Origin of the sequence: Leptothoe sp. PORK10 BA2 (assembly GCF_034932105.1) — a bacterium.
GTDB lineage: Bacteria > Cyanobacteriota > Cyanobacteriia > Phormidesmidales > Phormidesmidaceae > Leptothoe.
The window spans coordinates 1-21,037 of the sequence record NZ_JAYGIG010000006.1 but is presented as its reverse complement, the minus strand read 5'-3'; the positions used below and the strand labels follow the sequence as shown (position 1 = coordinate 21,037).

The 21,037-nt window shown below is 49.6% G+C and carries 20 protein-coding genes; 7 read left to right on the top strand and 13 right to left on the bottom strand.

The features are described from left to right. Window positions 1-368: 368 nt before the first annotated feature. Window positions 369-1,856, top strand: coding sequence for a DNA repair protein RadA (radA, locus tag VB741_RS02915; protein WP_323363641.1), 1,488 nt, complete (start codon window positions 369-371; stop codon window positions 1,854-1,856). Between the two features lie 7 nt (window positions 1,857-1,863). Next, window positions 1,864-3,321 (top strand): cyclic nucleotide-binding domain-containing protein, encoded by a 1,458-nt coding sequence (locus VB741_RS02910; RefSeq protein ID WP_323363640.1) that lies wholly within the window; start codon window positions 1,864-1,866, stop codon window positions 3,319-3,321. 114 nt (window positions 3,322-3,435) lie between these two features. On the opposite strand, the gene VB741_RS02905 is transcribed toward VB741_RS02910, so the two are convergent. From VB741_RS02905 to VB741_RS02850, 12 genes are all read right to left on the bottom strand, one after another. Next, complete coding sequence (locus VB741_RS02905) at window positions 3,436-3,972, bottom strand: hypothetical protein (protein ID WP_323363639.1); 537 nt, start codon at window positions 3,970-3,972, stop codon at window positions 3,436-3,438. 250 nt (window positions 3,973-4,222) lie between these two features. Continuing rightward, window positions 4,223-4,438: a hypothetical protein gene (locus VB741_RS02900; RefSeq protein ID WP_323363638.1), complete on the bottom strand. Its 216-nt coding sequence runs from the start codon at window positions 4,436-4,438 to the stop codon at window positions 4,223-4,225. 337 nt (window positions 4,439-4,775) lie between these two features. After that, window positions 4,776-5,228: a hypothetical protein gene (locus tag VB741_RS02895; RefSeq protein ID WP_323363637.1), complete on the bottom strand. Its 453-nt coding sequence runs from the start codon at window positions 5,226-5,228 to the stop codon at window positions 4,776-4,778. Window positions 5,229-5,530: 302 nt separating this feature from the next. Then, a complete protein-coding gene (locus VB741_RS02890; RefSeq protein WP_323363636.1) occupies window positions 5,531-6,475 on the bottom strand; it encodes a F0F1 ATP synthase subunit gamma in 945 nt (314 codons plus the stop codon). A gap of 64 nt (window positions 6,476-6,539) precedes the next feature. Beyond that, on the bottom strand, window positions 6,540-8,054 hold the full coding sequence (gene atpA / locus VB741_RS02885; protein ID WP_323363635.1) for a F0F1 ATP synthase subunit alpha: 1,515 nt from the start codon (window positions 8,052-8,054) through the stop codon (window positions 6,540-6,542). 157 nt (window positions 8,055-8,211) lie between these two features. Next, on the bottom strand, window positions 8,212-8,775 hold the full coding sequence (gene atpH, locus VB741_RS02880; RefSeq protein ID WP_323363634.1) for an ATP synthase F1 subunit delta: 564 nt from the start codon (window positions 8,773-8,775) through the stop codon (window positions 8,212-8,214). Beyond that, entirely contained in the window at window positions 8,772-9,299 is a 528-nt protein-coding gene (locus VB741_RS02875) for a F0F1 ATP synthase subunit B (protein ID WP_323363633.1), read from the bottom strand. Before VB741_RS02875 ends, atpH begins: the two co-directional genes overlap by 4 nt. 79 nt (window positions 9,300-9,378) lie before the next feature. After that, a complete protein-coding gene (locus VB741_RS02870) occupies window positions 9,379-9,807 on the bottom strand; it encodes a F0F1 ATP synthase subunit B' (RefSeq protein WP_323363632.1) in 429 nt (142 codons plus the stop codon). Between the two features lie 177 nt (window positions 9,808-9,984). Beyond that, window positions 9,985-10,230, bottom strand: a complete 246-nt coding sequence (gene atpE, locus VB741_RS02865; RefSeq protein ID WP_006516215.1) for an ATP synthase F0 subunit C — start codon at window positions 10,228-10,230, stop codon at window positions 9,985-9,987. A gap of 101 nt (window positions 10,231-10,331) precedes the next feature. Further along, window positions 10,332-11,087, bottom strand: coding sequence for a F0F1 ATP synthase subunit A (gene atpB / locus VB741_RS02860; RefSeq protein WP_323363631.1), 756 nt, complete (start codon window positions 11,085-11,087; stop codon window positions 10,332-10,334). A gap of 82 nt (window positions 11,088-11,169) precedes the next feature. Further along, window positions 11,170-11,595, bottom strand: a complete 426-nt coding sequence (locus VB741_RS02855; RefSeq protein ID WP_323363630.1) for an ATP synthase subunit I — start codon at window positions 11,593-11,595, stop codon at window positions 11,170-11,172. Window positions 11,596-11,855: 260 nt separating this feature from the next. Beyond that, entirely contained in the window at window positions 11,856-13,055 is a 1,200-nt protein-coding gene (locus VB741_RS02850) for a class I SAM-dependent methyltransferase (protein WP_323363629.1), read from the bottom strand. Window positions 13,056-13,482: 427 nt separating this feature from the next. Between VB741_RS02850 and VB741_RS02845 the strand changes: the two genes are divergently transcribed. From VB741_RS02845 to VB741_RS02825, 5 genes are all read left to right on the top strand, one after another. Beyond that, complete coding sequence (locus VB741_RS02845) at window positions 13,483-16,173, top strand: phycobilisome rod-core linker polypeptide (RefSeq protein WP_323363628.1); 2,691 nt, start codon at window positions 13,483-13,485, stop codon at window positions 16,171-16,173. Window positions 16,174-16,603: 430 nt separating this feature from the next. Continuing rightward, window positions 16,604-17,089 carry an allophycocyanin gene (locus VB741_RS02840; RefSeq protein ID WP_323363627.1) on the top strand — a complete coding sequence of 162 codons (486 nt, stop codon included), beginning with the start codon at window positions 16,604-16,606 and terminating at the stop codon, window positions 17,087-17,089. 77 nt (window positions 17,090-17,166) lie between these two features. Then, the gene (apcB, locus tag VB741_RS02835; RefSeq protein WP_193996132.1) at window positions 17,167-17,652 is read left to right on the top strand and encodes an allophycocyanin subunit beta; all 486 of its coding nucleotides are present in this window, start codon (window positions 17,167-17,169) and stop codon (window positions 17,650-17,652) included. Window positions 17,653-18,030: 378 nt separating this feature from the next. After that, window positions 18,031-18,234: a phycobilisome linker polypeptide gene (locus tag VB741_RS02830; RefSeq protein WP_323363626.1), complete on the top strand. Its 204-nt coding sequence runs from the start codon at window positions 18,031-18,033 to the stop codon at window positions 18,232-18,234. 427 nt (window positions 18,235-18,661) lie between these two features. Beyond that, window positions 18,662-19,996, top strand: a complete 1,335-nt coding sequence (locus VB741_RS02825) for a trypsin-like peptidase domain-containing protein (protein ID WP_323363712.1) — start codon at window positions 18,662-18,664, stop codon at window positions 19,994-19,996. A 155-nt stretch (window positions 19,997-20,151) separates the two neighbouring features. Here the strand turns inward: VB741_RS02825 and VB741_RS02820 are convergent, their stop codons facing one another. Next, window positions 20,152-20,337, bottom strand: coding sequence for a chlorophyll a/b-binding protein (locus VB741_RS02820; protein ID WP_323363625.1), 186 nt, complete (start codon window positions 20,335-20,337; stop codon window positions 20,152-20,154). Window positions 20,338-21,037: the final 700 nt, after the last annotated feature.

Here is a 21,037-nt window from a genome sequence, read left to right as displayed (position 1 = left end):
CCCTGTGCAAACATCCCTAATAAAGCAATGGAGCACAGGGATGGAAGGACTCCTGATTAAATCTTGATTAGGTACTATTTTTAAGATACCTAACATTGTATTGATTTTTACAGCCTATGGCCTTGTATTGCTAGGGTTTTCAACGTTTCTTAAGGTTGTTGTCCATAAAACATTTTTTTGGCATTTTTTTGGCATTTTTTTGGCATTTTTTTGGCATTTTTTTGGCTACGGCACCTGCTGATTCACGTTGCCGATGTTTGCACGGATTTGCTTAAAGATCGCAGGATGGGTGGCGGGCATGCCCGTAGAGTTTTAGTCTCTGCTAACCTTAACCGTGGGTATGTAGTTCATATGTTTTATGGCTAGCCATGGCTAAGGCACGCTCGGTATATGTATGTAATGAATGCGGAGCAGAATCGCGGCAGTATTTTGGCAAATGTGCCGTTTGCGGCAGTTGGAACTCCTTGGTGGAGCAGGTTATGGAGCCTGAGGCCATCGCAGTCCGTCCAGGTCGTCGCAGCACCAGCAAACGCGCCGACAGTAAACCCCGGCTGGCCAAAACCTTTAGCCAAATTGTGGATCATCCCCAAAGTCGCATTAGCTCTGGCTACAGTGAGCTAGACCGGGTGCTGGGGGGCGGCATTGTCCCGGGTTCTTTGGTGCTCGTGGGGGGGGACCCTGGCATTGGTAAGTCGACTCTGCTGCTGCAAACGGCTAATCGGTTGGCGGCCAAGGCCTCGGTGTTGTATGTCTGCGCGGAGGAGTCGGGGCAGCAGGTCAAGCTGCGATCGCAACGCCTGGGGATAAATCAGGAGACAGAGGGAAACGGGGAAAGGGAGCCGGGGGAAGATGTCCTGGGACCGTCGCCAGAGTCTTTATTTCTTTTGGCTGAGACCGATCTGGAGACCATCCTGGCAGAATTAGAATCGTTGCGGCCTCAGGTGGCGGTAATCGACAGTATTCAGGCGTTGTTTTACGGCCAACTCACCTCGGCACCGGGCTCGGTATCCCAGGTGAGGGAATGTACCTCGGCCCTGATGCAGCTGGCTAAGCGGGAGAACATCACCCTGTTTATTGTGGGCCATGTCACCAAGGAAGGAGCCATTGCCGGACCGAAGGTGTTGGAGCATTTGGTGGATACGGTGCTTTATTTTGAAGGGGACCGGTTTGCCAGCCATCGGTTGCTGCGCTCGGTCAAAAATCGGTTTGGGGCCACCCACGAGCTGGGGGTGTTTGAAATGGTGGCGGAGGGGTTGGCGGAGGTGACTAACCCTTCTGCCCTGTTTATGGGCAATGGGGATGAGCAGGTACCCGGGATTTCCACCATTGTGGCTTGTGAAGGGTCCCGACCATTGGTGGTGGAGCTGCAGTCCTTGGTCAGTCCTACCAGCTACAGCTCTCCCCGGCGCACCGCCACCGGCATTGGCTACAATCGCCTGCTGCAGATTTTGGCTGTGTTAGAGAAACGGGTGGGGATACCCCTGTCTAAGTTGGATGCCTATGTGGCGTCGTCAGGGGGACTGAGCGTGGGGGAACCGGCAGCGGATTTGGGTATTGCCATTGCGGTGGCCGCCAGCTTTCGCGATCGCATCGTCGATCCGGGCCTGGTGCTAATTGGGGAAGTAGGGCTCGGGGGGCAGGTCCGCCCGGTCTCCCAAATCGAACTCCGGCTCAAGGAAGCGGCCAAACTCGGCTTTAAGCGGGCCCTGGTCCCCAAGGGTCAGAAAATAGCCGGGCTGCCTCTGGAAATTACAGAGGTGGGTAGAGTTGTGGATGCGATCGCGCAAGCGCTGACTAACCAGTGCGCAACGGCCCTAGCATTTGAGGTTGAAACCGCCCCCATAGACCCTGACTGATGCCCCCATGACGGACATTTTTTCATTCATCTTTGAGCAGCTCAGCAACCTACTTAGCGCCAGGCTCTTCAGGCTCGGTGACGATACGGAAATAACCCTCAAGCTCCTACTGAGTTTGACCCTGTGGCTAACGTTTATCCTGTTCGCCATTGGTCTGGTGAAACGATTTCTCAAACGGCAACTGCTGGCGGGCATTGATGCCAATAACCGAGAAGCCATTGCTACCCTGGTGAGCTATGCCCTAGGGGCAATCGCCATCCTCATCGCCGTCCAAAATTCCGGCATTAACCTGCGCTCCTTAGGCATTGTGCTCGGCGGCTTGGGTGTAGGCATTGGCTTTGGCCTGCAGCACATTGCCGACGACTTTATCAGCGGTCTAATCATGCTGTTTGAACGCAACCTCAAGGTCGACGACCTAGTGGAACTGGACGACTATCGATTTGAGGGACTAGTGGGACGCATTGTCGAAGTCAACCTCAGATCCACCATTATCCGTACCCTGGACGACGGCGATGTGGTCATTCCCAATAATCAACTGATCAAAAACCGGGTCTTAAATTGGAGCCACAACACCGCCATTGCCCGCCTCAAAATTCCCGTTGGCGTGTCCTACGACAGCGATCCAATCCTCGTCACCGAGCTGCTGCTAAAATCCGCCCATATGGAACCCGCCATCTGCAGCCAGCCCATGCCTAAAGCCATGTTTATGGCCTTTGGCGAAGATGCCCTCCAGTTTGAACTCTGGGTGTGGGTGAACGTCAACCAGCGCTTTAATGTGCAAAGTGCACTCCACTTCACCATCGAGTACAACCTCCGGCAGCACAACATCGAAATTGCTTTTCCTCAGCGGGACGTATGGATTCGCAACCTCCCCCCCCAGGACAACAGCGAAGGCAAAACTCCTTTCTTTAATCGACAACTGGCGCTGCAGCACCGCCCCCCATTGCCCGTGCCCATCACCCTCAAAGACATGCTCCGCCAAGTCAGCTACTTTGCCAACTTCACCGATCTCGAGATCCGACAGCTGATTGAGATTGGTCATCGCCAGCGCAGTCCTGCCGGGACCACCCTGTTTCACGAAGGCGACGCAGGCAATTCGTTTTACATATTGCTGGAGGGCAAAATCGAGATTCTGGCAGAAAAACTAAACCGCCACCTCGCCACCATCGAACCCGGCCAGTTTTTTGGTGAGGTCGCCCTACTGCTAGGGGTGCCACGTACCGCCATGGCCCGAGTATCGGAGGACGCCCTACTATTTGTGATCAATCAGCCCAGCTTCTCTGATCTCTTGCGGTGCTATCCCGACCTATCCCACCAAGTGATGAAGACCATGGCCCAACATCGAGATGAACTGGCCAAACGCCAACGGGAAATGCGTGCCCTCAACCTAGTGGACTCCAGCGAGGACGATGCTAACCCGGTGATCTGGGCCAGAAATCGAATTAAACGCATGTTTGACCTCTAGGATTTAACCGAATTTAGCCTGTAAAGATCGCTGGCGCCCTAAAGCAAAGGGCCTACAAAAGGATCAAAGATCGCTGTCACCCTAAAGCAAAGGACCGACAAAAGGAGCTAACGTTCAGCTATCGCCAACCCAGCTGTCACCAAACCAACGACTGAATCGAATCTTGGTGGCCACATACCAAGGCCACTGATAGTGTTCAGCAATTAGCCACAACACAATGCCGGCATGGGCCAACAACGTAGCCACCGTCCAAATGACCGAAAACCGAGTTACCCCAGCCCCATCAATAGGGGGAAACATATAGTTAGAAGCAATTACCAACAGAGCGGGTAAACAAGAAATCGCTAGGGCAAAGAGCCAAACAATCGCTGCTACACGTGCATCAGTACGGCCATTCTGTCTCCAGCGCTGCCCCGTCCAAAACCAAACCATTGGCCGAGTCCCGTCCAACATCTGAAGCGACTGAGCTTCCAGATTGGCCGTAAAAATATGTCGACAGAAGCTACAAGCAAACGCATCGGTCAGGATCAGCACCGACAGCTCACCATGCCGACATACCGGACAGGTATAGGTATCGTGGTAATTCAGGGGACGCAGCGGACTGCCAGATGACATCTTTGGAGCCGACAAAGAAAAGCGCTGGTAGCTCATGCAACAGATAGAAATGGATTAGACCTTTCCCAAGGTATGCCGTCTCGCAAGACCAAGAACCGAATCCGCTGCTTTTCTTAATAGGACCTGACCATCAAGGCAATACTACTTAACAGACAGGAGATAGACTCTGCCCTGAATTGCTTGAGTTTGTCTCAATTCCGCTTTGTCTAAAAGACAAAAGTAACTAGCCAAGCCCCACAAACGTAGCTAGCTCAATCAAATGTCAGAAAATTCCAACAAATACCTGCTATTCACAGCACCTGGTCTTAAGCTGCAGCAATAACGCATCGGCCTCAGCCTGTAGGTGCAAAACTTCAACCTGAATACTGGGTTGATAGGGGTAGCTTTTCAGCTCAGCTAAATAGATTTTTTTATCGTCAGAGGCTGGTTGAGTCTCACGACTAGCATTGCTTGTACTCGAAACAGACTCAGTAATTGTTTTATTCACAGAAATGTATTTCATATGATTGATATTATTTGTCGCTAGTAATAACTACCTAGCGCAGTTGTGACTAGGATTGTATCCCAAAAGTTCCACGTATAACTTCATCAAAAGATACCAATATTTAATCTGGCCCGTAATACCTGTCTAAACTTGTCCTGATGGGTTAGGCGAACCCAGACTCACCAAGGGAGACATAACAGATTACCAAGGGGTCCCAAGGTGGGCCAGGGGTCTCCAGGGGGAAAATAGTCATAATCATTAGCTACCCGTGGGCCCACGGACCATAACTGACTATCTTGCCGACTATCTTGCCTAAATCAAGATAGCCCCGTGGTCCTAATTTAATCAGCCTAATTTAATCAGCGGGGATAGAAGCCTGCTCTTTGGCTAGCAGGTCAATGGTATCGCCTAGGGCAGTGGTGAGGCTGTGACGAGTTTCTTCATGGGCAGCTTGCTCAGCCTTCAGGGCATTGGAAAGTTGATCACAGAGGGTCAGGGCATCGGTTAATTGCGATCGCAACGCATCCACTGACTCCACCTGGTTTACATCCGCTAACACCTGAGCCAAATCAGCAGAGGCTTCACCATTCACAGGGGCCTGCTGAAACATAGTCAACTGATTGGCCAAGGCCCGAATCCGCGTCTGACTTCTCTCCGAATCATTCCGACGCTGCTCGGACTCGGATTCATATAACCTCCGCCAGTTAGCAGCACTGGCATAGGCTTGGTCCCGTTCTTGACTAAGAAGTTGCAGCTGCTGCTGTAACGTTTGAATCTCCGCTAACCACTGAGATACTTCATTAACCATGGGCACTGTCCACAACAGTTGACGATGACATTGAGTAACTATGGCATGCAGTACATTAGCCCAGGACCATCACATCCTTAACTACGGAGTTATGCAGCCAATGTAACACCACCCCCAGATCACCAGAGCATTTACCCCAGAGCCTTTGCCATAGAGTTCAGGATATAGCCTTTTTTAAAAAAGGGAAAACCCCTTTACGACCCTTGGGCAAAAAAAAGGCAGTGCCGTAGCACTGCCACACATATGGGGTTAAAACTTAGAGCAACTCCATTAGCACCAATAGTCCAGCTAGACGAGACCAGCTAGGTCAAGGCAGCGGCACCACCCACTACCTCCAGAATTTCCTGGGTAATGGCAGCCTGACGGGCCTTGTTGTAGTCAAGGGTCAAGGTTTTGACCAGATCGCTAGCATTTTCACTAGCATTGTTCATCGCCGTCATCCGAGCCGCTAGCTCACTGGCAGCAGATTCTTGTAATGCACGCAAAATCTGATTATTCAGATATAGGGGCAGTAATGCATCCAGAATTTGCACCGGATCCTGCTCAAAGAGCATGTCCTGGGGCAACTGCTTTTCTTCAGTTTCCACCGCTGAGCGTTCAACCTTAAACTGGCCACCACGACTGGTGAGGCGGAAGACTTCATCTTCCTTATCCAGACCCTCGGGATCTAGAGGCAACAATGTTTGAATCACCGGACGAGAGCTAATCAAGGAAACAAACTTAGTGAAAATCAACTCTACACGGTCGACCTCTTCCGATAAAAACAAAGACAGGGCCTGATCAGAAATCTTAGAAGCCTCATCCGCCGTGGGAATCTGCTCTAGATTCTCAAAGATAGAATCGATAGGATAGTTACGATTCTTAAAGTACTGCACCGCCTTACGTCCAATCAGAATCATCTGATAGCCCGTACCAGCCGCATCTAGCTCCTTAGCCCGCTGCTCAGCGCGGCGAATGATGTTGCTGTTATAGCCACCACATAGGCCGCGATCGGCTGAGACAACCACCAAGCCAACATTTTTGACCTCGCGGGTCTGCAATAGGGGCAGATTGGCATCTTCAAACTTGAGTCGAGTTTGAAGACCAAAAAACACCTGGGCTAAGCGATCGGCAAAAGGACGAGTCGCCTCAACCTGTTCCTGGGCGCGACGCACTTTCGCCGCCGCCACCAGGCGCATTGCTTCAGTGATTTTCCGAGTATTTTTGACCGACTGAATACGGTCACGAATAAATTTGAGATTAGCCATACGCGTTATTTCTAGCCTGACTCCCCCAACCCATCAGGGCATGGGGGAGCTGGGCCGATCCCTCCTATGCCGCCATAAAGGACTGCTTACACTCGGCAATTGACTCTTTGATCAAGGCTTCAACCTTGTCAGTCATATTTTTGCCTTCATTGACTTCCTTCACCAATTCAGGCTTGCTGGTGTTGATGTAGTTACACAACTCGGCCACGAGGGGAGCAACTTTCTCGACGGGGACATCATCAAACAAACCGTTAATACCGCCGTATACAACAGTTACCTGCTCATGCAAAGAACGGGGAGAGTACTGAGACTGCTTGAGGAGTTCCCGCAGACGAACACCACGAGCCAGCTGGCCTTGGGTAGCTGCATCTAGGTCAGAGGCGAACTGGGCAAAGGCCTGCAGCTCGTCAAACTGAGCCAATTCCAGCTTGAGTTTACCGGCCACTTTCTTCATGACCTTAGTCTGGGCTGCACCACCCACACGGGATACGGAGATACCGGCGTTAATGGCAGGGCGTAGACCGGAGTTAAACAAGTCAGAGGAGAGGAAGATCTGACCGTCGGTAATGGAAATGACGTTGGTGGGAATATAAGCCGAAACGTCACCTGCCTGGGTTTCAATAATGGGCAGGGCGGTCATACTACCTTCACCCAATTCTGGGCTCAGCTTAGCAGCGCGCTCTAGCAGACGAGAATGGATAAAGAATACGTCTCCAGGATAGGCTTCACGACCAGGTGGACGACGTAGCAGCAAAGACATTTGGCGATAGGCCTGGGCTTGCTTGGACAGGTCATCGTAGATCACCAGCGTCGCTTTGCCCTGGTACATAAAGTACTCGGCCAGGGTTGCACCGGTGTAGGGAGCCAAGAACTGGAGCGGCGCAGGGTCGTTGGCACTGGCACAAACCACAATGGTGTAAGCCATGGCACCACGCTCTTCTAGCAAACCCACCACTTGGGCGACCGAGGCTGCTTTTTGGCCCACGGCAACGTAGACACAAACCACGTCTTGGTCGGCCTGGTTGAGAATGGTGTCGATTGCGATCGCAGTTTTACCCGTCTGGCGGTCACCAATAATTAGTTCACGCTGACCACGACCAACAGGAATCATCGCGTCAATCGCAGTGATTCCCGTTTGCATAGGCTCATAAACTGATTTACGGCCAATAATCCCAGGGGCGGGTGATTCCAGCAGACGGGTTTCAGTGGCGGCAATGTCCCCCTTACCATCAATGGGACGGGCCAAGGCATCGACCACACGGCCCAACATGGCCGCTCCCACAGGGATCTCCGCCACTTTACCAGTGGACTTAACCGAACTGCCTTCCTTAAGGTTGCGGCCAGTACCCATCAGTACCGCACCCACATTATCCTCTTCCAGGTTTAGGGCAATACCGATAGTACCGTCTTCAAACTCAAGCAGTTCACTGGACATAGCCTGATCAAGGCCATAGATGCGGGCAATACCGTCACCTACCTGCAGCACAGTACCTACATTGGATATCTTGACATCCTGGTCGTACTGCTCAATTTGCTGCTGAATAATGCTACTGATTTCATCAGGTTTGATGCTTACCATGGGAGTTGCTCTATTAACTCAGATATCAACAAAAAATCAACTTAAACAATGTTTGACTAAGATTGGCGCTGATAAGATTAACGCTTAAAATGTCCAGTCTTAACCACATCGCCTTCCAAACACAGGCCAAGAACAGAATGTCCTCAACCTAAACACCCTAGCGAGAAGAAGCGCTACCCAACTGAATGCTGATACGCCGCAGCTGACCTCGCAAACTGGCATCTATCACCTGGGAACCCACCTTGATGATGACGCCACCTAACAACTCAGAATCTAAAGCTGTTTCCAACTCTACAGATTGAGCTCCCGTCATAGCGACGACCTTCTGGCGAATCGAATCCTTTTGGGAATCAGATAGGGGTACCGCAGAAGTCACATCAGCTAAAACGATTTGATTTAGCTCACGGAATAGTTCCTGGTAACGCTGGCACATAGCCCCCACAAAAGGGATCCGGCCTCGGTCCACCAGCAACATGACAAAGTTCAGCATTGTCGGATGCAGGGTTTCACCCAATATCTGACGCAGAACGCCCTTCTTAACGTCAGGCTTAGCAATTGGGTTCTCAAGCAACTGAGTCAACTCAGGAGATGAGGCCAACACGCTGCGGATTGAGAGGCAATCCTGGGCAAAACGATCGGTCAAATCACCATTCTGAGCAATGGACAATAGAGCCTGAGCATAAGGGGCTACTAGGCCCTCAATCACCACGCTATCCTTCACAAGCTACCTCCCAATAGACCAATACTCTGATCAATCAGCTTCTGTTGAACGCCTTCATCTATATGTGACCGCAGCTGCGCCTCAACCTTCTCAACCGCAAGGGCAGAAATCTGTTGGCGCAATTCAGCTACCACACGATCCCGTTGAGCAGTCATATCTTGGGCAGCTTCGTCCTTCATGCGCTGGATATCTTTGGATGCCTGAGCCAAGATATTGTCTTTGGCTACCTTAGCGGACGCCTCGCCATCAGACTTTATCTTCGCCGCTGTAGCCTGCGCCTGAGCTAAGTTCTTCTGCCCTTCGACTAAGGCCTTTGAAGCCTCTTTCTGGCGTTTTTCAACATCCTGAATAGCCGCCTCAATAGCCGAACGACGCTCGGACATAATGCCACCTAAAAAGCTTCGTCCAAAATAGACAATTAGGGCGACCAAAATAGAAAGATTGATTAGGTTGGTTTCTAAAATATTGAAATTTAAACCAAACCCACCTTCTTCAGTCGCCAGTAGCCAAAAGTTTTCAACCATAGCAATCACTGCGCGCCAATAATCCTTAAAAAATGTGGCTCCCTAAACTCCAGCGAGTCAAAAGGCCAAAATGATGCACCTAAGCAGCTCGAGCACCTAGCAGTTTGTCTAAAATCTGTTGACTCAAAACATCCACTTGCGATTCAAGCGCTTGAAATGCCTCGTTTTTTTGTTGATCAAGCTCTTTTTGAACCTGCTCACGCTGTTGCTGAGCTTCAGCCTGAGCCTGAGCAACCTGCTTATCAACCACTTCTTTAGCTTCAGCTTGAGCTTGAGCGATTAATTGCTGAGCCTGCTTACGACTGCCAGCGAGTTCATCCTCATATTGTTTAGCTAGCTTTTCAGCCGCTGCCAAATATTCTGCAGCCGAGGCTTTATTATCGCGAATATAGCCGTCACGCTCATCAATCGTCTTCGAGATGGGTTTAAAGAAAACCGCATTCAGAAGAAACGTCAATAGTACGAATTGCAACGCCATTACAGGCAGTGTTGCATCAAAATCAAACATCCTTAGATTTCCCTAAACCTGAGAACCCACCAAAGCGCAAGAAATTTAAAGAAAAAAGTGTTTATTGACTCAACCCAGGTTGCATAAAACATAATGAAGGTTGAGAGGGCACTACCCAGAGAACATTGATGCCCCAAAGGGGGAAAAACTCAGATAGTACCCTTAACGCCCATTTCCTTAAGCAAGGGGGTTGGCAAACAGAAGTACCAGAGAAATAACCAGACCGTAGATGGTAAGAGACTCCATAAATGCAAGAGTCAGCAGCAAGGTGCCACGGATTTTACCTTCTGCCTCAGGCTGACGAGCAATACCTTCAACCGCTTTACCAGAAGCATTACCCTGACCAATACCAGGACCAATGGCGGCCAAACCAACTGCTAGAGAGGCAGCGATGACTGAAGCAGAAGCAACTAACGGATCCATAATGTATTTCCTTTTCGGTATATACGAAACAAACAAGACTGAGAGTCAGTAAAAACAGGTATACAAATCACCTGCGAATAGAGGCGCTTTAGCAATAAATGCTAAGCATGTTCCTCGTGACCTTCGTCACCATGCCCTTCCAAAGCTTCGTGGATGTAAGCTGCAGCCAAGGTAGCAAACACCAATGCTTGGATAGCACTGGTAAACAGCCCCAACATCATAACGGGCAAGGGGACAAACAAAGGGACCAACAACACCAAAACCGCAACTACAAGCTCATCTGCCAAGATATTTCCAAAGAGACGGAAGCTCAGGGAAAGTGGCTTGGTAAAGTCTTCAAGAATTGCAATTGGCAGCAAGATTGGCGTTGGCTCAATGTACTTAGCGAAATATCCCAGACCTCGCTTTTTAAATCCTGCATAAAAATATGCCAGAGATGTTAACAAAGCTAAGGCAACCGTAGTGTTGATATCACCAGTTGGAGCAGCAAGCTCTCCTTCAGGAATTTCGATGACGTGCCAAGGGAGAAGGGCTCCCGACCAATTGGACACAAAGATAAACAGAAATAATGTGCCGACAAATGGCAACCAAGGACGGTATTCCTTTTCGCCAATCTGATTTCTAGCAATGTCTCTGACAAACTCAAAGACATACTCCATCAGGTTCTGCAAACCTTGGGGCACCCTCTGCATATTTCGGGTTGCCAATACTGAAGCAATCAGAAGCAGTCCAATCACGAACCATGAAGTCAAGAAGACCTGGCCATGGAGTTGAAGTCCTCCTAAATGCCAATAGAAGTGATTACCTACCTCCAGCTTCGCTAACGGCAACACATCAAAGTGCAGCAAACTTAGCATCTTAAATTCAGGTTAGGTTGACCAAAAAACACCAGATCAAATGATTAGCGACTAATACAGCCAGCGCACGCCTCCAACCTAATTAAGTCGTTGACAATGCCTTGAACATGTACGCAATGAGGGCGGCTTTATAAGTCAGGAAACCTAAAAAAATTGGGACGATTTGTAGCTGCTCCACCTGGGTTGCGACTACTATTAATCCAATAAAAAGAGCAAGCTGATTCTTGCCCACTTTAGATTTCTGCCTGCCAAGCTGCTCAACACTTCTAGCCAACAATTTTAAGTAAACCACACCCGCACAAGCCCCAATTAAGTAATTGAGAGATGTGTTTAGGGAGTAGGCCATCCAAACCGAAATGAAGACTACTACCATCAGCAAGAGTGTCAACAAAAGCAACTCATTCTGAAGTTGATAGTATTCTTCCATTGAAGAGTCTGGCTCTGGAGAGATAACTCCAGAAACCGACGCATCGGCACTAAGGGCTTCTACGTCATTTTTTTCATCCATGGATGAATCTCTAAGAGGTTCGTCTGGCAAGTTCACAGAAATCACTTAAACCGGCCCATTTAACTTAACATTAAGGGCCGAAGCCCTTTCTGCAAGCCGAGGATAATCATATCATTTAAAGCTAACAATACTTAATACCAATCCCTCGGGCTTACCACAGATAAGTGTTTTTTGCTGCCTGTAGAATAAGTCCCCCATCTGGCATTACCTAAATAGGTGGGTCTTATCCTACAGCCGCTATGCAGTGACTTATCTGATCATCAATCTGGGGAAATCAGCAGAATTAATTGCCGGGTTTGCAATGAGCGCACATCTGACAGCGCCAATGGAGCCTCTGACAAGATGTCAGTCACTGTTTTTTTGCCATCGTTCGCCTCACAGGCTTGCAAAAAGGAGTATTCACCTTCACTCACGGTTACCAACTGGTAGTCAGGATTAAAAAAGGACCGGCTAGGCCAACCGGAAAGACAAGGGGTCAGGGTTGGACAGGCTGACAGCAGCCGCTGATCGTCGGCCCAATCTACCTGGGGTAATGGAGGACGCGCCAAGAAAAATTCATAGTGGGTAAGTTCAGGATCGAGCAGTTCAATCAGGCGATATTGGGCGCGCGGCTCCAAGGATTGAGCGCGTGCCATCATGTCAGGGGCTTTGGCGATCAATCGCTCCAAACTCCAGTATTGGGGGTTAGAAAACCCGACGAACTCTAAACCCGAGGCATCGATTAGTTCAAAGAGGGTATCGATGGTGTAGTCCACTTCTTGGGGATGGACGTACATGTCGGCAAAGCATTCATCCTGGTGATTTTCCAAAGCCCAGCGCTCTTTGTCTCGTTTGACAATGCGATTATTTTCAGGCAGCGCATCAAACAGCTGGCGGCCTACGGCTACCCCGTCTCGATAGTCTCCCCGGCGCTCCCCTTGCAGCATGGCTATGGCTTGCTGCATCAGGGAAATTTCCCACCGCCCCAGAGCGGCATAGACAAATATATGCAGGAGTCCGCCGGGGGCAACCTTATGGGCTAGCGCTTGAATGCCCCGAATGGGGTCGGGCATGTGATGCAACACCCCCACGCAGTTGATCAGATCAAACTGCCCTTCAAGTTGATCCACGTCATAAATGCTGAGATTGTGAAAGTTTACTCGGTCAGCCCGTGAGCGTTGACAGCGTTCACGGGCCACCTCCAAGGTGCCAGCGCTGAGGTCAATACCGGTAACCTGGGCCTGAGGGTTGAGATGGACTAAGTATTCGGTGCTAACACCTGAACCACAACCCGCATCGAGAATCCTGACCTGCTCTGTTGCGGGTAGCTTACCTGTGCAAAAGTTGTAGGCCGTTGGCCAATACCACCGCCAGTTATAGCCAGGTGGGGGTTCATCGAGAAAAGGCTCTGGCGGGAAGGGATAGGTATCGTAAAGCTTAGCTACTGCTGCACTAACGGCAGCTTCGTTTTCGGCAGTCATGGAATACGTAGGTTGGAGTGCTCAGTTTTGAGTTTTAAGTTGTTCTAAACCCAGTCAAACTCAAAACTCTACGGAATTAAGCCTGGCATTTTTTGGCCCATGCTTCGTAAATTCAAGTAACAAAACTTATCTTTACTCTCATTCACTTGCACACCGTCTTTTATGATGACTCAGTGGGCTACTTACAAGATGTTACACAGTCTTGAGACAATCATCTTGGTGTTCCGCAATCGTTTTAATCTGGAACTGTCACATAAAGCCGATCAGCCCGTTAACTGCTTGGTGTAAGCCAATGCGCTAGATCAATTAGCTCGGAGTTACTTATTAGTTCTGAGTTACCTAAGATCTGAGCCGCTCGGTGCTGAGGGAGGGGTCTGATGCAATCACCCATTGCAATCAATTATTAGAAGGGAGCCTTTGAAAAGGAATGACTGTAACTGCTAGTGGTGGAAGCTCCTTAGCGCGGCCACAACTTTATCAAACCTTGCCGGTTACCACGATTACCCAGGCCGAGCAGCAAGACCGCTACATGGAGGGGGGTGAGCTGAGGGAACTGTCCGACTTTTTTAAGTCGGGCCGCAAGCGCATTGCGATCGCACAGCTGATCACCCAATATTCAGAACTGATCGTCTCTCAAGCGGCTAACCGTATCTTTACCGGCGGCTCCCCCCTGACCTACCTGGAGAGGGTCGAATCCGCGCCCGAGCCCCTAACCATGGCAAACTCCAACGACCCCAGTCCAGAAGCCTTCATTGAAAGTGCCAACAGCGGTGGTCTGTTTTCAGGTCTAAGGGGCCTGGTCAGCAGCAGTGGCGATCTAGGTACCACCCCCGCTGGGTTCCGCCCCATCAACGTCGGCCGGTATGGCCCCAGAAACATGCAAAAGTCCCTCCGGGACATGAGCTGGTTCCTCCGCTACTTGACCTACGCCCTGGTAGCAGGAGACCCCAACATCATTTCAGTCAACGTGCGTGGCCTACGAGAAATCATCGAAGACGCCTGTTCTTCTGCTGCCACCGTCGTGGCACTGCAGACCATGAGGGCTGCCAGTATTGGATATTTTCGGGGTGATACCGAAGCCCAAGAGCTGATCCGGTCCTACTTCAACGTGTTAGTTGAAGAGTTCAAAGCCCCCGCCCCTTCCAACAAGGTCCGTCAGCGTCCATCCAAGGACCTACAGGGATTACAGCTGCCACAAATCTATTTCAACGCCTCTGAGCGTCGGCCCAAGTTTGTGATGAAACCGGGCCTATCCACATCTGAGAAAAACTCAGTGGTCAAGGCCGCCTATCGCCAGGTGTTCGAGCGTGACATCAAACGGGCCTACTCCCTGGATATATCCGATCTAGAATCCAAGGTCAAAAATGGCGAAATCGCCATGAAAGAATTTATCCGCCGTCTGGCCAAGTCTCCCCTATATCGGAAAAATTTCTTTGAGCCATACATCAACAGTCGGGCTTTGGAACTAGCCTTCCGGCATATTCTGGGTCGCGGCCCCAGTTCTCGCGAAGAAGTCCAGCAGTATTTCTCCATTGTTTCCAATGGCGGCCTATCCGCCCTAGTGGATGCCCTGATCGACTCCAATGAATACGGCGACTACTTTGGCGAAGAAACCGTCCCCTACCTGCGTGGCCTGGGACAAGAAGCCCAGGAATGCCGGAACTGGGGACCTCAGCAAAACTTGCTGAACTACAGTGCCCCGTTCCGCAAGGTGCCCCAGTTCCTCACCACCTTCGCTGCCTACGATCAGCCCCTGCCTGATCAGCATCCCTACGGGTCCGGCAACGATCCGCTGGAAATCCAGTTTGGAGCCATCTTTCCAAAAGAGACCCGCAACCCTAGCAGTAGTCCTGCCCCCTTTAAAAAAGACACCCGCCGTATTTTGATTCGTCGCGGTGCAGGCATCGATAGCCAGATCAGTAACCCGGCCGCTCGACCTAAAGCTCCAGGTAGTTTAGGTCCCAAGGTCTTCAAACTAGATCAAATTCCTTCGGGCAATGGGGCCAGCGTCAAGTTCGCCGAAAGTTCTACCCAGACAATCATTCGTGCGGCTTATCGGCAAGTATTTGGCTGTGATATCTACGCCGGTCAAGAGCTTAAATCCGCCGAAAATCGCTTAGAAAACGGGGATATCTGTCTGCGTGACTTTATTCGGGCATTGGCCAAGTCCGCAGCTTTCCGTAAGACCTACTGGACATCCCTATACGTCATGAAGTCGGTGGAATATATTCACCGGCGATTATTGGGACGGCCCACCTATGGTCGCCAGGAAACCAACAAGTATTTTGATATTTGCGCCAAGCAAGGGTTCTATGCCCTAGTAGACACCTTAATTGACAGCGACGAATACACCGCATCCTTTGGCGATGACACCATTCCCTATGAGCGCTATATCACTCCAGCGGGCCAGTCCCTGCGGAACTTCCGCGCCGGCAGCGTGGGTGGCACTGGCATCAAGCCCATCGCTAAACCCAGCGTGCCTCGTTTTGTGGAACTCGGTGCAGCTGGCAGTCAGCCGGGTGAAATTGAGCTGAACAAGCGCATTAAGCAAGGGGTTAATGCTCGCCGAGTGCAGTCTAAGGTGTTTAAGCTCACCAGTTTGTTCGACAAAGCTAACCTCACCTTGGTCACCCAAGCCGCCTATCGACAAGTGTTTGAGCGGGATATTGCCCCCTATATCATCAAGACCGAGTTTACTTCCCTCGAAAGTAAGCTGAGTAACGGTGAGATTAACTTGAAAGAGTTTATCGAAGGGTTAGGCTGCTCCGATCTCTATCAGAAAGAGTTCTACGCCCCCTATCCCAACACTAAAGTGATTGAGCTTGGCACCAAGCACTTCCTAGGCAGGGCCCCCCTCAACCAGGGTGAGATTCGTAAATACAACCAAATTCTGGCCACCCAAGGCATCCGTGGGTTTATTCAAACCATGGTTGAAACCCCTGAGTACGCTGAGTTCTTTGGGGAAGATACGGTACCCTATCGACGATTCCCCACACTGCCAGCAGCCAATTTCCCCAATACAGAGCGTCTGTACCAACAGCTAACGCGCCAAAACGATGATGTTGTTGTGCCCAGCTTTGGTCCTTCTGTTTCGCCCATAGCATCCATTGATACCTAAGGTTTTCCTAGGTTCGGTTCAAAGGTGCTGTGGCATCCATCTGAATCATGCCTTAAGCAGAATGGGCTGTGCTCCGCGCATGGCTCATTTCTGTTTGATCTGGCAGAACACAGAAATGATTCCGGAGCAATTCTGAGGACTAGTGTTACAAAATATTGCACACCCCCTTAGAAGGTTAACTGAATGCCGGAAAATACTATCGGAAGGCAGCTGAGCTGACAGTAGGATTCATAGAATCTGGCCAATAACTGGCATGCTTCAATGAGCGAATTTAAGTGTTGCACCAGCGCATAAGATTCGGGCTTGATTCGGAGTTAAAGTAAGTGAGGGCTACTTTACTCACCTCTTGACTGAAGTGAGTGATGTTCAGCTCCTTGAAGGTGAAAACCAGATCATTTGTCTGGTTATATTCTTTCGGAGGAATCCATAAATGAGTATTGTCACGAAATCTATCGTGAACGCTGATGCTGAGGCTCGCTACTTGAGCCCCGGCGAACTAGATCGCATCAAGGGTTTTGTTGGGTCGGGTGAGCGTCGTCTTCGCATCGCTCAGGTCCTGACTGAGTCCCGTGAGCGCATTATCAAGCAGGCTGGCGACCAGCTTTTCCAAAAGCGTCCCGACGTTGTTTCCCCCGGTGGTAACGCCTACGGTGAGGAAATGACTGCCACTTGCTTACGTGATATGGACTACTACCTGCGTCTCATCACCTACGGTATTGTTGCCGGTGACGTTACTCCTATTGAGGAAATTGGTCTAGTAGGTGCTAAGGAGATGTACAACTCTTTAGGTACTTCTATTCCCGCAGTAGCTGATTCAATTCGCTTTATGAAGGGCGTTGCAGCTTCTTTGTTGTCTGGTGACGATGCCGCTGAGGCCGCCTCTTACTTCGATTACGTTGTTGGCGCAATGCTGTAGTTCAGGTTTGAATTACTCCCATTTGCCAATCACAATTGTTGAGCCCCATCGTCAAATTTCATTAAGGAATACAGATCATGCAAGACGCGATTACTTCTGTAATTAATTCTTCGGACGTTCAGGGTAAGTACCTTGATCAGTCCTCCATGGATAAGTTAGCCGCTTACTTCCAAACCGGTGAGCTGCGTGTTCGTGCGGCCACTGCCATTGGCGCTAATGCTTCTGAAATCGTTAAAGATGCCGTAGCCAAGGCGCTACTGTACTCTGACATCACTCGTCCTGGTGGCAACATGTACACCACTCGTCGCTATGCTGCTTGCATCCGCGACTTGGACTACTATCTACGCTATTCCACCTACGCTATGTTGGCTGGCGATCCTTCTATTCTGGATGAGCGTGTGCTCAACGGACTGAAAGAAACCTACAACTCTCTGGGTGTACCTGTAGGTGCAACTGTACAAGCCATTCAAGCAATGAAAGAAGTAACCGCTAGCCTGGTTGGTTCTGATGCTGGCAAGGAAATGGGTGTTTACTTTGACTACATCTGCTCTGGCCTTAGCTAGGTCAAGTTCATGTGGTGTAGATCGGCTAGACTGGTCTAACTCTGTTTCGGAAGTCTGTAGCGAGTGTTAGTTTGTCGCAATCTATCTATGCTGAGAGATTATGACAACTTATCCATTGGTTATCGGACTTCCGAGCTTTTAATTCTGTACTTATTGCCTAGGGCAGCATAACAATTGCTCCGAAGCCTAAGTCATGGCAGGTTTTATATAGGCTGGATGTCTAGTCACTAGCTACGTTAGACGGTGCTAGTTTCATTGGAGTTCAGCTAAAAATGAGTCCTATTGAACCAGGGTCAAGGTATAACCGCTGAAGGGAATAGGCTTTTCGCAATCGATTTGCAAAATAGTTTTTGTTTAAGAGTAGGAGACATCTCTGCTATGCGTATGTTTCGGATTACTGCCTGTGTGCCGAGTCAATCTCGCATTCGCACCCAGCGCGAGCTACAGAATACTTTTTTTACTAAGCTCGTTCCCTACGACAGCTGGTTTCGTGAACAGCAGCGAATTCAAAAGATGGGCGGCAAGATTGTCAAAGTAGAATTGGCAACTGGCAGACCGGGTGCTAATACTGGGCTGGCTTAAGTCCTATCATTACACTCTTAGCCTAGATCGCTACTACCGCCCAAGTTGAAACCTGCAGCTTGTTCTAAGTCAAAACGGCCATACTAGACTTGGACAAGCTTCGTATTAAAAACGACAAAAAAGGGAGCAAATAAGTTGCTCCCTTTTTTGTCGTTCACCCCAAGGGTTTCTTCAGCTATGACCGTTGTAATTTATAGCTTTCAGGGATCGCACCTGGGGTGAACCCTGGGTCCAACGCGATGTAATTTTCAACTTTTATAAAGCGCCTTAATAGGGAACGCGTATTCTATGAAATATTTCCTAGGCTACCGGAATGGTTCCAGGGTTGAAAGTATCCTATAGGGACGTCCACTATGCTGCAAAAGCGATGAGCTCCATCTTTCTGAAATCCTGTACTGGTTTGTTAGCGTGTGCCCTTAGTTTGAGTGTGATCGGAACGCAGTTTGATGTAAACCACGGGGTGGTAGTTGCTGCAGCTCAGGCCGAAGGGACTAATGAAGATACCAATGTGCGCGTCTATCAACAGGCCAGCCCGGCAGTGGTGGCGATTGATGCAGGCGATAGTACGGGCAGCGGCAGCATCATTACGCCAGATGGATTGGTGCTCACCAATGCCCATGTCGTCGGGGAGGCTAGCCAAGTCACCGTCCGCTTGGCAGATGGTCGGGAATTTTTAGGCCGAGTTGTGGGGTATGCCGATGAGAATTTAGACCTCGCAGCGGTGCAAATTGATGGAGGCAATAGTTCATTCCCCACAGTTCCCCTGGCCAATAGTTCGGCTCAGGTGGGACAGCAGGCGTTTGCCATTGGTAACCCATTTGGTCTGCAGGGTACATTTACTGTCGGTATCGTCAGCCGCATTGATGCGGAACGTGGGTTAATCCAAACAGATGCGGCAATTAATCCTGGCAACTCTGGTGGTCCCTTACTAAATCGGAATGGTGAGTTAATTGGCGTTAATACGTCGATTTTTACTACGGGGGAAAATTCAGGCAATATTGGGATTGGATTTGCGATCGCTACCCCCCAAGTCCGCCCCTTTATTACCGCCGTGGCAAATGGCACCGCCAGTACAACCGCCTCCCGCTCAAACCTGTCAACTCAAGCCCCCTCTCCAGTCGCCATTGACGGCAGTGTTCTGCGGGCTCGTCTGGATAGTAGTAGTAACGTACTGCCTGACAATAGTTACTTTAACGCCCACAGCTTTGAAGGCCAGGCCGGTCAGCGCATCAGCATCGTTATGAACAGTGAGCAGATCGACTCCTATCTATTGCTCTATGGTCCGAATCAGGAATACATAGGCGAAAACGATGATAACGGCAATAGCCGGAACGCCCGCCTAGAGGTTACCCTCCCCAGCAATGGCACCTATTTTGTCTTTGCCAACTCCTATGGGGCTAGCGAACAGGGCCAATACGAACTGAGCGTCAGCACCCTCAACAGCAGTGGCTATCTGGTCAATCAAAACGGCGTTCTCAACAGTCAAGATAATCGCCTAGCGGACAATAGCTTGTACGACGAATACTCCTTCAGCGCACCCCAGGGGCAAGATGTCACAATTACGCTCACCAGTCAGGACTTCGATACCTATCTGCTGCTAATCGATAATCAAGGCAACAAACTGGCTGAGAATGATGACATTGCTGAAAACAACACCAATTCATCCATTCAACTATCCCTGCCCTACACCGGTGACTATCGAGTGATCGTCAATACCTATGACCAAACAGGGCAAGGTCAATATCAAATCAGCGTTCAATAGGAAACTAATTCGAAAATAACGTAAATTTGGCCAGCCTGTTAGGAGCCTAGGCGCTGAACAGGCTGACCTTTTAAGCTTTGTGCCCATAGTTCACACCATAGGTGATGCCGGCAAGCTATATGTCGTTAGGTGGTTTTTCGTTACCAGAAATGTCCTTAAGGTAGCCCTAACCAGGTGAAAAAGTCTTGCCGAGTAAAAAATTCTAATAGTAACAAGGCCAAAAATCCTACCATGGCAAAACGACCGTTAATCCGTTCGGCATAGGTGGTCCACCCAAAGCCAGGTTCATCGGTCAATGGGGATTGTGACGCATCGGGCTGGACAGGATCAGACTTAGACATATCACAATCAGGGAAATAAAAAACAAACAGAACCTGACGGATCAAACAATGAATACTATTGATCCAAAAGTTTCAATAAAAAAGCGAAACTTTGGCTCATTTTATACTATTCATCCTGCATCATCGCCACTTCTTACAATGAATGGCCCGGACCAGAAGAAATGACTAAATTCTATGGACTGCCACCCTATGGGCCATCAGCATTGAGGCACTGCATTTAGGGTCTGAACCCGATTAAATAAAGCCTGAGCAACTGTCAACTCCAGATTTTCAAAGACTACTCATAACCCTTAAGAAAGTTGTTTTCTATTGTGAGTAGATACTTCTTCGACCTAGATAGATAGGAATTTTATAGTTAAAACTCAACAGAACTGAGGAATCAATAATATGAAATGACAATAATTTGTTACTATCACTAAAGTTTGAATATTCATGACCCCGTCTACAAATCGATGTATTTGAAAAAGGAAATCATCAGTTCCACGGGGATAGATTTTGTAAGTGTCACAGGGTTAACGAAGAAATAAGGATCTTGGAGTTAGGGAAGCGATTACAGTTGAGGGATGAGTAAATCGTTTGACCTATTCGGGCACCAGATCGCCCAATCAGACTGGGAAGCGACGCCAGAGAGCGTCAAAAAAGCAGTGCTGAGTATTTTGCAAAGCTTTGAAACGCGCCTGAGTGAATCAGAAACGCGCCT

Bases quoted from the DNA above. Each gene is read 5' to 3' on its own strand.
- radA (WP_323363641.1), top strand. From the start codon at position 369: ATGGCTAAGGCACGCTCGGTATATGTATGTAATGAATGCGGAGCAGAA.
- VB741_RS02910 (WP_323363640.1), top strand. From the start codon at position 1,864: ATGACGGACATTTTTTCATTCATCTTTGAGCAGCTCAGCAACCTACTT.
- VB741_RS02905 (WP_323363639.1), bottom strand. From the start codon at position 3,972: ATGAGCTACCAGCGCTTTTCTTTGTCGGCTCCAAAGATGTCATCTGGC.
- VB741_RS02900 (WP_323363638.1), bottom strand. From the start codon at position 4,438: ATGAAATACATTTCTGTGAATAAAACAATTACTGAGTCTGTTTCGAGT.
- VB741_RS02895 (WP_323363637.1), bottom strand. From the start codon at position 5,228: ATGGTTAATGAAGTATCTCAGTGGTTAGCGGAGATTCAAACGTTACAG.
- VB741_RS02890 (WP_323363636.1), bottom strand. From the start codon at position 6,475: ATGGCTAATCTCAAATTTATTCGTGACCGTATTCAGTCGGTCAAAAAT.
- atpA (WP_323363635.1), bottom strand. From the start codon at position 8,054: ATGGTAAGCATCAAACCTGATGAAATCAGTAGCATTATTCAGCAGCAA.
- VB741_RS02875 (WP_323363633.1), bottom strand. From the start codon at position 9,299: ATGGTTGAAAACTTTTGGCTACTGGCGACTGAAGAAGGTGGGTTTGGT.
- VB741_RS02870 (WP_323363632.1), bottom strand. From the start codon at position 9,807: ATGTTTGATTTTGATGCAACACTGCCTGTAATGGCGTTGCAATTCGTA.
- atpE (WP_006516215.1), bottom strand. From the start codon at position 10,230: ATGGATCCGTTAGTTGCTTCTGCTTCAGTCATCGCTGCCTCTCTAGCA.
- atpB (WP_323363631.1), bottom strand. From the start codon at position 11,087: ATGCTAAGTTTGCTGCACTTTGATGTGTTGCCGTTAGCGAAGCTGGAG.
- VB741_RS02855 (WP_323363630.1), bottom strand. From the start codon at position 11,595: ATGGATGAAAAAAATGACGTAGAAGCCCTTAGTGCCGATGCGTCGGTT.
- VB741_RS02850 (WP_323363629.1), bottom strand. From the start codon at position 13,055: ATGACTGCCGAAAACGAAGCTGCCGTTAGTGCAGCAGTAGCTAAGCTT.
- VB741_RS02845 (WP_323363628.1), top strand. From the start codon at position 13,483: ATGACTGTAACTGCTAGTGGTGGAAGCTCCTTAGCGCGGCCACAACTT.
- VB741_RS02840 (WP_323363627.1), top strand. From the start codon at position 16,604: ATGAGTATTGTCACGAAATCTATCGTGAACGCTGATGCTGAGGCTCGC.
- apcB (WP_193996132.1), top strand. From the start codon at position 17,167: ATGCAAGACGCGATTACTTCTGTAATTAATTCTTCGGACGTTCAGGGT.
- VB741_RS02830 (WP_323363626.1), top strand. From the start codon at position 18,031: ATGCGTATGTTTCGGATTACTGCCTGTGTGCCGAGTCAATCTCGCATT.
- VB741_RS02820 (WP_323363625.1), bottom strand. From the start codon at position 20,337: ATGTCTAAGTCTGATCCTGTCCAGCCCGATGCGTCACAATCCCCATTG.